This is a genomic window from Novosphingobium sp. MD-1 (assembly GCF_001014975.1).
Classification (GTDB): Bacteria; Pseudomonadota; Alphaproteobacteria; order Sphingomonadales; family Sphingomonadaceae; genus Novosphingobium.
Genome location: NZ_BBXA01000030.1, coordinates 208,681 through 222,867 on the forward strand (window position 1 = coordinate 208,681; position 14,187 = coordinate 222,867).

14 protein-coding genes are annotated in these 14,187 nt (G+C 66.0%); 9 read left to right on the forward strand and 5 right to left on the reverse strand.

Translation table 11 applies throughout. The annotated features are described in order from the left end of the window. Positions 1-3 precede the first annotated feature (3 nt). The 4 genes from NMD1_RS14085 to NMD1_RS14100 all read left to right on the forward strand — a co-directional run bounded on the left by NMD1_RS14085 (position 4) and on the right by NMD1_RS14100 (position 1,822). Positions 4-693, forward strand: a complete 690-nt coding sequence (locus tag NMD1_RS14085) for an ABC transporter ATP-binding protein (RefSeq protein ID WP_125955227.1) — start codon at positions 4-6, stop codon at positions 691-693. A 94-nt stretch (positions 694-787) separates the two neighbouring features. After that, positions 788-1,054: a hypothetical protein gene (locus NMD1_RS14090; protein ID WP_124809792.1), complete on the forward strand. Its 267-nt coding sequence runs from the start codon at positions 788-790 to the stop codon at positions 1,052-1,054. Between the two features lie 46 nt (positions 1,055-1,100). Then, a complete protein-coding gene (locus tag NMD1_RS14095) occupies positions 1,101-1,337 on the forward strand; it encodes a hypothetical protein (RefSeq protein WP_233497643.1) in 237 nt (78 codons plus the stop codon). Beyond that, positions 1,334-1,822, forward strand: a complete 489-nt coding sequence (locus NMD1_RS14100) for a glutathione peroxidase (protein ID WP_125955228.1) — start codon at positions 1,334-1,336, stop codon at positions 1,820-1,822. Before NMD1_RS14095 ends, NMD1_RS14100 begins: the two co-directional genes overlap by 4 nt. Positions 1,823-1,973: 151 nt before the next feature. Here NMD1_RS14100 and NMD1_RS14105 read toward each other — a convergent pair whose 3' ends face one another. Continuing rightward, on the reverse strand, positions 1,974-3,146 hold the full coding sequence (locus NMD1_RS14105; RefSeq protein ID WP_125955229.1) for a Yip1 family protein: 1,173 nt from the start codon (positions 3,144-3,146) through the stop codon (positions 1,974-1,976). Positions 3,147-3,332: 186 nt separating this feature from the next. Between NMD1_RS14105 and dnaE the strand changes: the two genes are divergently transcribed. Genes dnaE through NMD1_RS14130 form a run of 5 tightly spaced genes read left to right on the forward strand, consistent with a single transcriptional unit; the run spans position 3,333 to position 9,578 of the window. Then, complete coding sequence (gene dnaE, locus NMD1_RS14110; RefSeq protein ID WP_125955230.1) at positions 3,333-6,923, forward strand: DNA polymerase III subunit alpha; 3,591 nt, start codon at positions 3,333-3,335, stop codon at positions 6,921-6,923. A gap of 21 nt (positions 6,924-6,944) precedes the next feature. Further along, entirely contained in the window at positions 6,945-8,549 is a 1,605-nt protein-coding gene (locus NMD1_RS14115) for a long-chain fatty acid--CoA ligase (protein WP_233497644.1), read from the forward strand. 3 nt (positions 8,550-8,552) lie between these two features. Further along, a complete protein-coding gene (locus NMD1_RS14120; RefSeq protein ID WP_125955231.1) occupies positions 8,553-8,966 on the forward strand; it encodes a DUF1330 domain-containing protein in 414 nt (137 codons plus the stop codon). A gap of 4 nt (positions 8,967-8,970) precedes the next feature. Then, entirely contained in the window at positions 8,971-9,291 is a 321-nt protein-coding gene (locus NMD1_RS14125; protein ID WP_125955232.1) for a YbjQ family protein, read from the forward strand. Continuing rightward, a complete protein-coding gene (locus NMD1_RS14130) occupies positions 9,288-9,578 on the forward strand; it encodes a hypothetical protein (RefSeq protein ID WP_124809798.1) in 291 nt (96 codons plus the stop codon). The genes NMD1_RS14125 and NMD1_RS14130 overlap by 4 nt, the downstream gene beginning before the upstream one ends. 166 nt (positions 9,579-9,744) lie before the next feature. Here the strand turns inward: NMD1_RS14130 and NMD1_RS14135 are convergent, their stop codons facing one another. The 4 genes from NMD1_RS14135 to NMD1_RS14150 all read right to left on the reverse strand — a co-directional run bounded on the left by NMD1_RS14135 (position 9,745) and on the right by NMD1_RS14150 (position 14,132). Continuing rightward, complete coding sequence (locus NMD1_RS14135; RefSeq protein WP_125955233.1) at positions 9,745-10,824, reverse strand: PA0069 family radical SAM protein; 1,080 nt, start codon at positions 10,822-10,824, stop codon at positions 9,745-9,747. A gap of 223 nt (positions 10,825-11,047) precedes the next feature. Continuing rightward, positions 11,048-11,575 (reverse strand): molybdenum cofactor biosynthesis protein B, encoded by a 528-nt coding sequence (gene moaB, locus NMD1_RS14140; RefSeq protein ID WP_124809800.1) that lies wholly within the window; start codon positions 11,573-11,575, stop codon positions 11,048-11,050. Next, entirely contained in the window at positions 11,565-13,286 is a 1,722-nt protein-coding gene (locus NMD1_RS14145) for a lytic transglycosylase domain-containing protein (RefSeq protein WP_124809829.1), read from the reverse strand. Before NMD1_RS14145 ends, moaB begins: the two co-directional genes overlap by 11 nt. 66 nt (positions 13,287-13,352) lie before the next feature. Continuing rightward, positions 13,353-14,132 carry a uracil-DNA glycosylase family protein gene (locus NMD1_RS14150; RefSeq protein ID WP_125955234.1) on the reverse strand — a complete coding sequence of 260 codons (780 nt, stop codon included), beginning with the start codon at positions 14,130-14,132 and terminating at the stop codon, positions 13,353-13,355. Positions 14,133-14,187: the final 55 nt, after the last annotated feature.

Here is a 14,187-nt window from a genome sequence, read left to right on the forward strand (position 1 = left end):
ACCATGAACCAGCCCGCCACCAACAAGCCTGTCGCCAGTTTGCGCAACCTGCGCCGCAGCTTTTCGCAAGGTGGCGAAACGATCGAGGTGCTGCGTGGCATCCATCTCGAGATTCGCCCCGGAGAGATCGTGGCGCTGCTCGGCCCTTCGGGTTCCGGCAAGTCCACCATGCTGCAGGCGATCGGGCTGCTGGAAGGCGGCTTCGAAGGCGTGATCGAGATCGCCGGCGTCGATGCCTCGAAGCTGTCCGGCGATGCCCGCACTACGCTGCGGCGGGATTCGCTGGGGTTCGTCTATCAGTTCCACCACCTGCTGCCCGATTTCAACGCGGTGGAGAACGTGGTGCTGCCGCAGCTCGTGGCGGGGAAGACCACCGCAGAAGCGCGGGCGCGAGCGGAGGAGCTGTTGACCGCGCTCGGGTTGGGTCATCGCATGGAGCACCGGCCGAGCCAGCTTTCCGGGGGCGAACAGCAACGCGTGGCGGTGGCGCGGGCGCTGGCCAACCGTCCGGCGCTGGTGCTGGCGGACGAGCCGACGGGCAATCTGGATGAAGCCACCGCCGACCGGGTGCTGGAAGAGTTCCTGAAGCTGGTACGCGGGCAGGGCAGCGCGGCGCTGGTGGCCACGCACAACGAACGCCTGGCCTTCCGTATGGACCGCGTGCTGCGGCTGCACGAAGGCATGCTCGAATAGGCGGCTGCGCCGCGTTCATGGCCAATTTGTAATGGCCGCTGGCGGGATACCCGGGCAGTTTCGCGCGTTCTCCTTGCATGAAGGAGATTGTTCAATGAACACGACTATCCGCGCGGAAACGGGATCAGATCGCCAGGGGTTCTGGACGGACCACGCCGTGGTCATGCGTCGTGAGGCGGCCGATGGCCTGTTCCACGGTTTTGCCGCGCTGCATTCGGGCAGCTTTGCCGACATGGTCCGGCTGGTTTCGCGCATGCCGGCCGATGAACGGGCGGCGCTGGTGATCGAAAAGGCCGGTGACCGGCAGTATAATCCGGCGGAAATCGCGGCTCTGGTCAGCCGGGCGGACTTCCCCGCTTGATCCATTCCGGTGGTCGTGCGACTCCTTCCGCAAACAGGAGGGAGAAATGATGGAATCGGTCGACCTGCAGGCGGAAGGCACGCTGCACGAACGCGACGATCGCGGGTCTGAGATGCAATACAATTTCAGCGTGGTCCAGAAAGGTCCGATCGCTGAATTGCTGCGCTCCGTTGTGGCGATGACCGCCGAACAGCGCGCCCGGCTGGTGCTCGACGTACCGGGCGGGCGATCGCTTAACGTCGGCGAAATGCTGGCGCTGGCGGAACGGGAAGGCTTGTCATGACCGCGCCCCTGACCATCGCGGACTTTACGGCAAAGTTGCCCAACGGCGAAGAGATCAACCTTGCCGACAAGCTCGGCGCCGTCTTGCTGGTGGTGAACACCGCATCGAAATGCGGGTTCACCCCGCAATATGACGGGCTGGAGGCGCTATGGCGCAAGTATCGCGAACAGGGTTTCGAGATACTGGCCTTCCCCTGCAACCAGTTCGGCGGACAGGAACCCGGCACGGCGGAAGAGATCGAAAGCTTCTGCAAGGTCAATTTCGGGGTCAGTTTCCCGTTGATGGCCAAGATCGACGTCAACGGCGACGATGCCACGCCGCTATACCAGTGGCTGAAGGCGGAGGCGCCCGGCGTGCTGGGCACCAAGGGGATCAAGTGGAACTTCACCAAGTTCCTCATCAACCGTGAGGGCAAGGTGGTGCGCCGCTATGCCCCCACCGACAAGCCGGAAGCGCTGGAAAAGGACATCGAAGCGTTGCTCTAGGCAGTTGTGTCGCTTGCGGACGCTGGGCGCGCAAAGCCCACCCCGTTGCGACTAACGCCGCCTGCGGCGACGCAAGTCTCACTCCCTCCCGCAAGCGGGAGGGGCCGGGGGTGGGCACTCCCAATGGATGCGGTCGCCCTGCTTTAGGCGGTCATTGACCCGCCAGCCCCGCGAGCTTGCCGGCATCGATCGTCGCGACGGCCGCCTTCAACTGGTCGATGCTGTCCGCATCGCCTTCGGCCTCCACCATGAAGCGGTTGGCGATGGCGCGGCCGAACGAGCCGCTATGATCGGCGTTGTTCCACTTTTCGGACTGCATCTGCCCGTTGACGACGCCGGTTCGTTCATAGCCGTCGGCATCTTCCTTGCTCTGGCTGACGCCCATTGCCGCGCCAAGCCCGGCCAGCGCACCAACGGCGGACATGTCGGTGATGCGCAGGGTGAAGCGCTTGTCGCCGGTTTCATAGGTGCCCGTGGCATTGCTGCCCAATCCACCGACCGCTCCGCTCTCCACGCCGGTGCGCTGGAACGGACCGATTGAGGCGGGAAGCAGGTCTTTCAGGGCATCGGGCGCCACGGCCTTCACCTCGCCCTTCGACTGCGCCTCCAACTGGTCGGCCGCGTGCTGGACCTTGTCGAGATCGACCTTGCCCACGCCCGGAATGCTGAGCGCGCCTGACACCTTGCCACTGTCGGGTGCCGTGATCGCCGTGGTCGATCCCATCATCGTGAGAAACGCGCCGGAAACGCCCCCGATCACGAGGTACAGGACCACGGCGCAGGCGATCGTAACCGCCGTATATCCGGCGGCTTTGTCTTGTGGGACTTTCATCACTGGCGTCGCGCCGAGGTAATAGAGATAGAGGCTGTAGAGCCCGGCAAGGCCGAGCAGCCCCAGGCCGGGAAGGAGCTGGGCGGCGCCTGCAAGCCAGGCAGCGGTGGAGCCATAGACCACCAGCTTGAACGCGGCGGTGCGGTTCGAGACACCGGAGAACTTCGGCGCCAGCCAGTCCGCGATCAGCGCCAGCACGATCACGCCGACAAGGCCGAGCACGTAAGTCGCCACGGCGCTGCCAAGACCGGCCACCAGCCCCGGTTTCCAGCTGAACCCCAGCGCGCCGTAACCGAATACCTGCCCGTGGACGAACGTCGCCAGCGGGCCGATAGCCGCCAGCGGGACGGCATAGCGGGTGATCAGGTCGCCCGGCGTTTCGGTGCTGGCCGCGATCCGGGGCCATTCGTTCGCGGGCTTGAGCAAGATCGCCTTGGCGCGCTCCACGATGCTGCGGTCGTCGGCCTGGGGCAGTTCGGGCGTGTCGGTCATTCCCGCGTCCTTTCCTATCGGGCGAAACTCACGCGACCTTTTTGACCTTCTTTGCCGCAGGATAGGCCCGGCAGCGTCGCAAACCAAGTGATGCGCGTCACGATGGCGGTGGCAGGGCGGATTTTTCGGTGGGAAGCGCGCGCGGCGCTCTTGGTTAGGCGGCGAACGGGGGGCATATTCGGATCTATGCCTCACGCCCCGTTCGTTCCGCTTCGCATTTTCTCGTCCTACACCATGCTCGACGGCGCGATCGACCCGAAGATGATCGCCAAGACGGCGGCCGAGCGGGGCTTCCCGGCCATCGCCATTTCCGACCGCAACGGGCTCTATGGCAGCGTCGCCTTTGCCAAGGCGTGCAAGGACGTGGGCGTGCAGCCCGTGATCGGTACGATGCTCGCCGTGGCGCGGCCCGAACGGGAAGGGGCAGCACCGGGCTTCGGCGCGCAGGCGCCGACGATCGACTGGCTTGGCCTTTATGCGCAGGATGCGGAAGGGTACGACAACCTGTGCCATCTCGTCAGCCGCGCGCATCTGGAACGGCCGCTGGAGTTCGCGCCGCATGTCGTGCTGGCGGACCTTGTGGGTCACACCGATGGCCTGCTGTGTCTGACGGCGGGCGGAGAAGGCGCGCTGACGCGGCTGCTGGCCGAAGGGCAGATGCCGGCGGCCCATGCCTATTGCGATCGGCTGCAGGAACTGTTTCCCGACCGGCTCTACCTCGAACTCGTGCGGCGGGGGGACAAGGTGGAGGAAGCGGGCGAGGAAGCGCTGATCGAGATGGCCTATGCCCGCGATCTGCCGCTGATCGCCACCAATCCGGCGTGCTTCGCCGAACGCACGTTCTACGCCGCGCATGACGCCATGCTGTGCATCGCCAGTTCGACGCATGTCGATAGCGCGGATCGCCCACGTTCCTCGCAGGAATGGTGGATCAAGCCGGCCGAGATCATGGAGCACTTGTTCTCCGACGTGCCCGAGGCGCTGGCGAACACGCTGGTGGTGGCGCAGCGCACCGCGTTCATGCCGCCCAAGCGCAAGCCGATCCTGCCCAGCTTGGCCGGCGACAAGGAAGGCGAAGCACGGATGTGCGCCGAGGATTCGCGCACCGGCCTGGTCGCGCGGTTGCAGCCGTACTACCCCGAAGCCTGCCATGCCGAGCTGGCGCAAGTGCTGTGCGCCGGGCCCGACGTGGAGCTGGCCGCCGGCGATTTTCCGCAGCTAGGGGAAGCGGGCGTGTTCGAGGAGGTGCTCGACTACCGCGCGCGGCTGGAGTTCGAGATCGGCATCATCAACCGCATGGGCTTTGGCGGTTACTTCCTGATCGTTGCCGACTTCATCAAGTGGGCCAAGGAACATTCGATTCCGGTGGGGCCGGGGCGCGGTTCCGGCGCTGGCTCGCTCGTCGCCTGGGCACTGACGATCACCGATCTCGATCCGATCCGGCTGGGGCTGCTGTTCGAACGCTTCCTCAATCCCGAGCGCGTTTCGATGCCGGACTTCGATATCGACTTCTGCGAAACGCGGCGCGGCGAAGTGATCCGCTACGTCCAGCAGAAGTACGGTGACGATCACGTTGCGCAGATCATCACCTTCGGCAAGCTGAAGGCCCGCGCGGTGCTGCGCGATACCGGCCGCATCCTGCAGATGAGCTATGGCCAGGTTGACCGGCTGTGCAAGATGGTGCCCAACCATCCCACCGACCCCTGGCCACTGCCGCGCGCGCTGAACGGCGTGGCGGAGCTGAAGCGCGAGTATGACCGCGATCCCGAGGTCAAGCGGCTGATCGACCTTGCCATGCAGCTCGAAGGGCTGCCGCGCAACAGTTCCACCCATGCCGCCGGCGTGGTGATCGGCGACCGGCCGCTGGCGCAGCTCGTCCCGCTCTACCGCGATCCGCGTTCGGACATGCCGGTGACCCAGTTCGACATGAAGCATGTCGAGGATTCGGGGCTGGTGAAGTTCGACTTCCTGGGCCTCAAGACGCTGTCGGTGTTGCGCAAGGCGGTGGACCTGCTGGGCAAGCGCGGCATCGCGATCGACCTGTCCACGTTGCCGTGGGACGATGCCGATGTATACCGGCTGCTCCAGTCGGGCGATACGGTGGGCGTGTTCCAGCTGGAATCGGAAGGGATGCGGCGCACGCTGGCGGCGGTGAAGCCGACCAACTTCGGCGACATCATCGCGCTCGTCTCGCTCTACCGGCCCGGCCCGATGGACAACATCCCGCTGTTCGGGCGGCGCAAGAACGGGCTCGAAAGCATCGAATACCCGCACGAGAAGCTCGCCGGCATCCTCTCCGAAACCTACGGCATCTTCGTCTATCAGGAACAGGTCATGCAGGCCGCGCAGATCCTGGCCGGCTATTCGCTGGGCGATGCCGACCTGCTGCGCCGCGCCATGGGCAAGAAGGTGCAGGCGGAAATGGACGCCCAGCGCCAGCGCTTCGTCGATGGCTGCAAGGAGGTTTCGGCAATCGAGGCCGCCAAGGCCAACGAGCTGTTCGACTTGATCGACAAGTTCGCGGGCTATGGCTTCAACAAGTCGCACGCCGCCGCCTATGCGCTGCTCGCCTACCAGACGGCCTGGCTCAAGACACACTACCCGCACGAATTCTACGCCGCATCGATGTGCTTCGACATGCACCAGTCGGAAAAGCTGGCGGTGTTCGTGGACGACATGCGACGCAACGGCGTGGCGCTGCATGGGCCGGACATCAACCATTCCGTTGCCGAATTCACCGTCGAGCGGACCGACGATGGCTATGCCGTGCGTTATGCGCTGGCGGGGCTGCGCAACGTGGGCGAAAAGGCGATGGAAGCGATTGTCGCCGAACGCGAGGCCAAAGGACCGTTCGAGACGCTGGACGACCTGTTCCGCCGTATTCCGGCGGGATCGATGAACCGACGCCAGCTGGAAGCGCTGGCCGCCGGCGGCGCGCTGGATTGCCTGGAACCGAACCGCGCACAAGTGATCGCCAACGCCGAACTGCTGATGGCCGTGGCGGACGAGGCGGCGCGTTCTCGCTCCAGCGGGCAGGGCGGCCTGTTCGGGGGCGACGACCATGCCGTGCCCGCCACGCGCCTTGCCGAGACGAAGCCGTGGAGCCGCGCGGACCAGATGGCCGCCGAACGCGAGAACTTCGGGTTCTATTTCGCCGCACATCCGGTGGAGGAATACCGCGCGGTCGCTTCGGCCAACGGCGCGCGCACCTATGGCAGCCTGATGTCGGGCGGCGGCGAAGCGGGTGGACGCAGCGGCGCGGTGATGGCGGCGATGGTGGAGAACGTCCAGAAGCGCAAGACCAAGCGCGGCAAGGACTTCGTCATGGCCGATTTCTCCGACAGCAGCGGGCTGTTCTCCGCCTCGTGCTTCGAGGAGGCGCTGGTTGATTCCTTCGTGCAGTGGGCGCGCGACGGAACCTGCGTGCTGCTGAATGTCGAGCTGGACCGGCCCAATCCCGACGAGCCGCCGCGTGTGACGGTGCGTGGCGCGCGGCCGCTGTCCTCCGTCACCAGCGCGGCGCGGATGCAGTTGAAGCTCGATGTCACGAAGCCCGAGGCGATTTCGGAGCTGGCCATGCTGCTGCCGCGCGGCGGCGACGCGAAAGGCGAAGTGCTGGCGCGCCTGCGGACCGGCAGTCCGAAGGAGCCCCTTATCCGGCTGGGCGGTGATTTCCGGCTCGACAGCGAATTAATCGAACGGTTGATTCCCATCGAGGGGCTTGCCAATGTGGCGCTGACCGCGCGCGCGGAACGGCACTTGCGGCTGGTGGAATAGAACAACCGGGAGAGGAAAACGATGCAGCTTGGAGCCATGCAGGATTGGAAGCTGCGCGTTACCCATCTGCTCGATCATGCCGCGCGGGAACATGGCGCGCGCGAACTGGTCAGCCACTGGGCGGACGGCACGGAAAGCCGCACCACCTGGGCGGGCATTCGCCGCGATGCGCTGAAAATGACGCAGGCGCTGCAGCGGATCGGCATCCAGCCCGGCGATCGCATCGCCACGCTGGCGATGAACCATCACCGGCACCTTGTCACCTGGTATGGCGCGGTGGGTGCGGGTGGCATCCTGCACACGATCAACCCGCGCCTGTTCGACGACCAGCTGGAATATATCGTGGCCCACGCGGAAGACCGCGTCCTGCTGTTCGACAAGGCGTTCGCGCCGATCGTGGAGCGGATGAGGCCGCGGTGGCCGACGATCGAACGTTACGTCTGTTTCGATTCCGACGAGCCTGCGATCCATTTCGAGGACTGGATCGGCGCCGAGAACGGCCATGCCGCCTGGGCGGACGGCGACGAAAACGATCCGTGCATGCTGTGCTACACCAGCGGCACCACCGGTAATCCCAAGGGCGTGCTCTACACGCACCGTTCGACGATGCTGCACGCGATCTCCTCGCTCCAGCCGGCGGTGTTCGGCATGGACGCGCGCACCGTGATGATGCCGATCGTGCCGATGTTCCACGCGGCCAGCTGGGGCTTGCCCTGGGCGGGTGCGGCGGCGGGTGCCAAGTTCGTCTATTCGGCGGTGAACGATGCGGCCGTGCTGTGCGATCTGTTCCGGCGCGAGAAGGTGACGGCTTCGGCCGGCGTGCCGACGGTGTGGCTGGCCTTTCTCCAGGAAATAGACAGGTCCGGCATGGGCATGCCGCCCAGCCTGAAGCAGGTCGTCTGCGGGGGTTCGGCCATGCCGTCCTCGATGATCGAACGCTTCATGGGCGAAGGCATCCGCGTGGCACACGCCTGGGGCATGACCGAAACCTCGCCCATCGGCACCACCGGCACCGAAACCTGGGACTGGGACGACCTGAGCTTCGCCGAACAGATCGGCATCAAGGCGATGCAGGGGCGGGTGCCGTTCGGCGTTGAGATGCGCTGCGTCGATCTGGGCGATCCCGGTATCGTCCTGCCGCGCGACGGCAAGACCGCCGGCGCCTTGCAGGTGCGCGGCCCGTGGGTGGTCAAGCGCTACTTCAAGGGCGAAAAGGAAGCCGTCGATACCGGCCAGTGGTTCGATACGGGCGACGTTGCGGTAATCCATCCCAACGGCACGCTGCAACTGACCGACCGGACCAAGGATGTCATCAAGTCGGGCGGCGAATGGATCAGCTCGGTCGAGCTGGAAAACGCCGCCGTCGGCCATCCCGCCGTGGCCGAAGCCGCCGCGATCGGCGTGTTCCACCCCAAGTGGGACGAACGGCCCCTGCTGGTCGTGGTGCGCAAGGCTGGCGTCGATGTCGGCTCCGATGATCTGCGCGCGTTCCTGGCCACCAAGGTCGCCAAGTGGTGGGTGCCCGACGACATCGTGTTCGTCGACGAGATACCGCACACCGGCACCGGCAAGATCAGCAAGAAGGACTTGCGCGACCAGTTCCGCGATTTCCAGTGGGCCGCCTGAGCCATGGACTACATCGATCCCGACCGCGCGAACTTCGATCGCTTCAAGGCGCTGCCGCGCGACACACCCATCCGGATGCTGAACCTTGTCCGCTTCAAGGACGAGGCGACCTATCCCGAAGGGCATCCGCTGGCGGACAAGGGCTGGACGGGCGCGCAGGCCTATGCCGAATACCACCGCGCGATCGCGCCGGTGCTGGCCAAGGTGGGGGCAAGCATGGTCTGGGAAGGCGGCTTCGAATGCGTCGTCACCGGGCCTGAGGAATGGCCGTGGGATGCCACGTTCGTCATGGGCTATCCCGATGCGGCGGCGTTCCTCGCCATGGTGACGGACCCCGAATACAAGCCGGTCGTCGTCCATCGCCAGGCGGCGGTGCGGGACAGCCGGCTGGTGCGGTTTTCATCGACGAAAGGATAGGCGCATGATCGTGACCACGACGGAGAATGTGGCCGGGCGCGAAGTGCAGGAAGCGCTGGGCCAGGTGTTCGGCGTGGTCGTGCGCAGCCGGGGGCTGGGCGGCAATATCCTGGCCGGATTGCGCTCGATCGTGGGCGGCGAGATCAAGGAATATTCGGCGCTGGTGGAGGACACCCGGCGGCACGCGATCGATCGGCTGGTGATGAACGCGCGGCTGATGGGTGCCGATGCCGTGGTGATGATGCGCTTCGATTCCGGATCGATCGGGCAGACGATGAACGAAGTCGTCGCCTATGGCACGGCGGTGAGGCTGAAACCGCAATGACGCGCACTGGCCGGATCGCCGCGCTGGTGCTGGCGGTCGCGATGGCCGGCGGCGGCGTGGCGCTGGAATGGAGCACCGGGGGCGGAGCCGGCCTGTTCGTGTTCGCCGCGCTGATCGTGATCGGCACCGTGTTCGACGCCGGGTATCGCGGGCGCAGGGGCTCCTCGCACGGCCAGTGGCAGCGCACCGGCGAGCGCGAGATCGATCACGAGACGGGCGCGATCATCGAGGTCTGGTACGATCCGCTGACCGGCGAACGGCGCTACGAACCGGCGGAACGGGCCTAATGACCCTAGAGAAGTCGATTATATCGCTTGCACACTCTTACCCTACGCGTTCGTCATTGCGAGCGTAGCGAAGCAATCCAGAGCGGCTTGAGCGTGACTCTGGATTGCTTCGTCGACTTTGTCTCCTCGCAATGACGATGGTGAGTTTGAAAAAAACCTAAACGCCCTAGAGAAGGCTGAGCTGCCCATCCACGCTGGGCGGGCGGAACGCCGAACAATCGAGATCGATATCCACGCGGCCTATCCCCGCGCGCTTGCAGCCCAGGCGGAAGCGGGTGCGGATCAGATCGGCCCACACCCCTTGCGGCTTCATCCGTGTAAAGAAACCCGGGTCGTTGTCTCGCCCGTCGCGCACGTCCTGCACGATGCCCATGACCTTGCCCGTGCGATCGGGGAAGTGGACGGACAGCCATTCGCGAAACAGCGGCGCCACTTCGTGCGGCAGGCGCAGCATGATCCAGCTGGCCGACCGCACGCCCAGCGCGCCGGCGCGTTCGAGAATGCCTTCCATGAATTCATCGGTGATCGAAGGGATGACCGGCGCGACTGAGACATGCGCCGGCACACCGGCTTCCACCAGCCGGCCCAGCGCCGCCAGCCGCTTGGCGGGGGCCGAAGCGCGCGGTTCGAGCAGGCGCGACAAATGCGGGTCGAGGCTGGTCACCGAGATGCTCACGGCGGTCAGCCGGTGGCGCGCCAGTTCGGCCAGCAGGTCCAGATCGTCCAGCACGCGGGCCGATTTGGTGGTGATCGTCACCGGATGGCGCGTTTCCAGACAGGTTTCCAGCACCTGCCGCGTGATGCGGTAGCGCGCCTCGATCGGCTGGTAGGGATCGGTATTGGTCCCCATGGCCAGCGGCCGGGGGCGGTACCCCCGCTTGGCGTATGTCTTGCGCAGAAGCTCGGCCGCCTGCGGCTTGGCGAACAGCCTGGTCTCGAAATCGAGGCCGGGAGAAAGGTCGTGATAGGCGTGGGTTGGCCGCGCATAGCAATAGATGCAGCCGTGCTCGCAGCCGGCATAGGCATTGAGCGAGCGGTCGAAGGCGATATCGGGGGATTGGTTGAAGGTGACGATCGATTTCGGGTGCAGATCGATCACCGTGGTGCGCAGCTTGCCCGGCGCGCCGTCTATCCCTTCGCGCGCGTCAAGCCAGTCCCCGTCCTCCTCGCGCGTGGCCAGGCCGAAGCGCGTCGGCACGGCGCCCGATTGGGCGCCTCGGCCGTGGACGGGAGGGGGGCGGACCATGTCGTATTTGGAACATATGTAGAACATATTTGCAAGGGGATGGTGGGCGCGCAGCGGACGCATCCCCTATGATATCGAATTCTGCTTACACCCGTTCGTCCTGAGCTTGTCGAAGGACGCACGCTGACGGCGGGCTGGGAGCCCGGACTCTGTCCATGAGGCAAGTGGTGCGCGCGCCCTTCGACAGGCTCAGGGCGAGCGGGGTTTGGAAAGTTGCGGAGCGTTACACTTCCAGCAGGCGCGGCATCAGTTCCACGAAGTTGCAGGGGCGGTTCCGGCTGTCGAGCTGTTCGGCCAAGATGCCATCCCAACCGTCCTTCACCGCGCCATTGGAGCCGGGCAGGGCGAAGATGTAGGTTCCCCGGGCTACCACCGCGCAGGCGCGCGACTGGATCGTGCTGGTGCCGATAGTCTTGTAGCTGATCCATCGGAACAGTTCGCCGAAGCCGGGGATGTCGCGCGTCTTTACGCGGTCGAGCGCCTCAGGCGTCACGTCGCGGCCGGTCAGGCCCGTGCCGCCGGTGATGACCACCGCGTCTATCGCGCGATCGTCGATCCAGGCGTTCAGCCGGTCCGCGATGCGGGCGGCGTCGTCCTTTTCGATCGCGCGGGCGGCCAGAGCGTGGCCGGCCGCGGCGATGCGCCCGGCAAGGATATCGCCGGAGGTATCGTCTTCCGGCCCGCGCGTGTCGGACACGGTGAGCAGGGCGATGTTGATCGGCTTGAACGTCCGCGAGGGATCAATGGCCATTGTAGGCGACCCGCACGTTCTCCGCGCCCGCAAGGCCGGGGAACTTGGGCCACAGCCCTTGCACCAGCCCGATGCGGCTGTCGGAGGGGCCGCCGGCCTGCCGTTCGTACATCCAGTAGTTGCGCATGACGATGGCGACGTAGCCGCGCGTTTCCCAATAGGGGATCGATTCCATCCACAGCAGCGGATCGCCGCCATCATGGATTTCGGTGTTCCAGCGCGCGATCGGCAGCGGTCCGGCGTTGTACGCAGCCATGACCTTGGGCAGGAGCCCGCCGGTCGCGCCCGAATCGCGCAGCTGGGTGAGGTAGGTCTGGCCGAAGGCAAGGTTGACGTCGGGCTGATCGAGCTGCCGGTCACGGCCCGCCATCGCCGGATCGTTGCGCGCCATGTCGCGCGCGGTACCGGGCATCACCTGCATCAGCCCGCGCGCGCCGGCCGGGCTGGTGACGGCGGTGCGGAAGTTCGATTCCTGCAGCGAATGGGCAAAGACCAGCGCCGGATCGACCTTCCAGCCGTTGGCCGGCGCCCACTTCGGCGCGGGGAAGCGCGCGGCTTCGTCGGCCCGCGCGCCGGCCGGGGCGTTGTAGGCCATCCACAATTGCGTGGAGGGCAGGCCCAGATCGCGCGCGAGGCGCGACAGCGGCGCATAGAGGCCGGGATCGCCGATCCGCGCCTGATAGCGCAGCACTTCGTCCGCCAGACCATCGCGGCCGATCTCGGCAAGCTGCACGGCCAGGCGCACGTTGTTGACCGCGCGCAGTTTCTGCCAGTCATCGTTGCTGAAATCGGGCGTGGTGGCGAGCTGGCCTTCGCGCAGCCCCAGCGCCTCGGCGGCCATCATGCCATAGAGCGTATCGCGGCTGCGGGCGGCGGCGCGCAACGCCGCTGTCACCTTTTCGGGCTTGCGGCAACGTAGCCACGCGCGGCTGGCCCAGTAATGCGCGGCCGAGGAGAGTTCCTGATTCTGCGCCTGCCCGGCGGCTTTTTCGAAGCTATCGGCGGCGGCAAGGCAATCGTCCATGCGCCAGCTTGCAAGCCCTGCCGTCCACAGCGCCTCGGCAATCCACGGGCCGGAGCCTTCAACCGCGCTCAGCGAAACGGCGCGCGCGTCGGCATCCTGATTTTCGATGTAGAACGCCCAGCCGACCTTCTGGCGCCATTCGGCGCGCGCGTCGGACGATAGCGAGGCATCGATGCCGTCGAGCAGCACCTTGGCGCCCATGGGATCGTCGTTCTTGATCCGGAGCTGGATCGCGCTGGCGACCGAATCCGGCATCGTTCCATCGGCGATCGAGCGGGGGCGGATGCGCTTGGATACCGAAGGCATCGCGAAAAGCTGCTGCGTGCTGGGCAGCGGCACCGGCAGAGCGGTGGCGCCACGCTTGATCGCCAGCCGGCCGATCTGTTCGGCCCATGGCAGTTCCGGCGCTTGCGCCAGAAGCTGGTTCAGCGAATCGAGTTCGATGCGCGGCGACGAGGCGGCGAGATAGAATTGCGCGCGGGCGACCGCATGGAGCGGGCCATCGGCGCGCTTGACGAACATCGACTGGACCGACGCCCAATCCTCGCGCTCGATCGCGCCGAACAGGTCACGGTAATACTGGCGGTCGTCCTGGCTCAGCAGCGAGGGAACGGCAGTTCGATCCGCGCGGCTGCGGAAATAGTCGACCGCCGCGCTGTTGGCGTGCGCGGGAGCCGTGCCCGCCATTGAGCCGGCCACCGCCGCCAATCCCAAAAGGGCTGCGCGGGTGAGGCGCCTGTTGATCACCAAGGTTCAGTCCCCGTCCGTCGTCCATTCAAGCCAGCGGCTCCAAATGCCCGCCTTGAGCGCCGGCCGCGCCAGCATTGCCTCAAGGTCATGGGCCGAAGCCGCCGGAACCCTGCCTCCGTCATGGTTAAACGAGTCCAAATTCGCAGCATTATTCGGTGAATCGTTGCCCATCAGCGTTGAAATGCCCGATCTCCCGAACACAAGCATCCTGCGCGGCGCTGCCAGGGTGACATGGTGCGCCAGAATGGCGCCCATTCCCGTTCCCGCCAGCCGCGCCCAATCCGGCGCGGCGATTCGTGCCGGCAGCGCGGCCGCGATGTAGACCTGGGACCGGGAAAGGCCCATCGCCGCCAGCATGGCGTCAAGCAGCCGGCCCGAGCGCCCGGATAGAAGAGCCTCGCTATCGTCCTCTTCGGGCATCGCAACCAGCACCATCAGATCAGCCTGCACGGGCCCGGCAGGGGGCACGCGCGGCAGGCCGGCGGGAGCCAGCGACGGTTCCGAAAGCCACCACGACGGGAACTCCGCCAGTGTGGCCGGCCACTGATCGCGCGGGCCGCCGATGCGCGGAATTTCGGCCGCGGCTGGCGTTTCGGGCGCTTTCCGGGCCGGTGCCGGTCGAGCGCCTCCCTTTTCCGCCTGATCCCGCGCGTGGGCTTCGGCCAGCCAGTTCTGCGGATCATCGACGAAGGCGCAATCCACACCCGCGTCGCGCCACCAGTCGAAGGCGGCCGCAACGAGCGCTGGCGCCCGAGCACGAATATCCGCGATGCTTTCCGCCATCAGGTCTCTGCATTATTCCATGGGACAGTGCTTGCGGTCTTGACCTTGCACAAGC

Excerpts from the sequence above, each read along its gene's own strand:
- NMD1_RS14150 (WP_125955234.1), bottom strand. The coding sequence starts at position 14,132 with ATGGCGGAAAGCATCGCGGATATTCGTGCTCGGGCGCCAGCGCTCGTT.
- NMD1_RS14130 (WP_124809798.1), top strand. The coding sequence starts at position 9,288 with ATGACGCGCACTGGCCGGATCGCCGCGCTGGTGCTGGCGGTCGCGATG.
- NMD1_RS14145 (WP_124809829.1), bottom strand. The coding sequence starts at position 13,286 with ATGGCGGGCACGGCTCCCGCGCACGCCAACAGCGCGGCGGTCGACTAT.
- NMD1_RS14090 (WP_124809792.1), top strand. The coding sequence starts at position 788 with ATGAACACGACTATCCGCGCGGAAACGGGATCAGATCGCCAGGGGTTC.
- NMD1_RS14115 (WP_233497644.1), top strand. The coding sequence starts at position 6,945 with ATGCAGCTTGGAGCCATGCAGGATTGGAAGCTGCGCGTTACCCATCTG.
- NMD1_RS14125 (WP_125955232.1), top strand. The coding sequence starts at position 8,971 with ATGATCGTGACCACGACGGAGAATGTGGCCGGGCGCGAAGTGCAGGAA.
- NMD1_RS14085 (WP_125955227.1), top strand. The coding sequence starts at position 4 with ATGAACCAGCCCGCCACCAACAAGCCTGTCGCCAGTTTGCGCAACCTG.
- NMD1_RS14120 (WP_125955231.1), top strand. The coding sequence starts at position 8,553 with ATGGACTACATCGATCCCGACCGCGCGAACTTCGATCGCTTCAAGGCG.
- dnaE (WP_125955230.1), top strand. The coding sequence starts at position 3,333 with ATGCCTCACGCCCCGTTCGTTCCGCTTCGCATTTTCTCGTCCTACACC.
- moaB (WP_124809800.1), bottom strand. The coding sequence starts at position 11,575 with ATGGCCATTGATCCCTCGCGGACGTTCAAGCCGATCAACATCGCCCTG.
- NMD1_RS14100 (WP_125955228.1), top strand. The coding sequence starts at position 1,334 with ATGACCGCGCCCCTGACCATCGCGGACTTTACGGCAAAGTTGCCCAAC.
- NMD1_RS14105 (WP_125955229.1), bottom strand. The coding sequence starts at position 3,146 with ATGACCGACACGCCCGAACTGCCCCAGGCCGACGACCGCAGCATCGTG.
- NMD1_RS14135 (WP_125955233.1), bottom strand. The coding sequence starts at position 10,824 with ATGGTCCGCCCCCCTCCCGTCCACGGCCGAGGCGCCCAATCGGGCGCC.
- NMD1_RS14095 (WP_233497643.1), top strand. The coding sequence starts at position 1,101 with ATGATGGAATCGGTCGACCTGCAGGCGGAAGGCACGCTGCACGAACGC.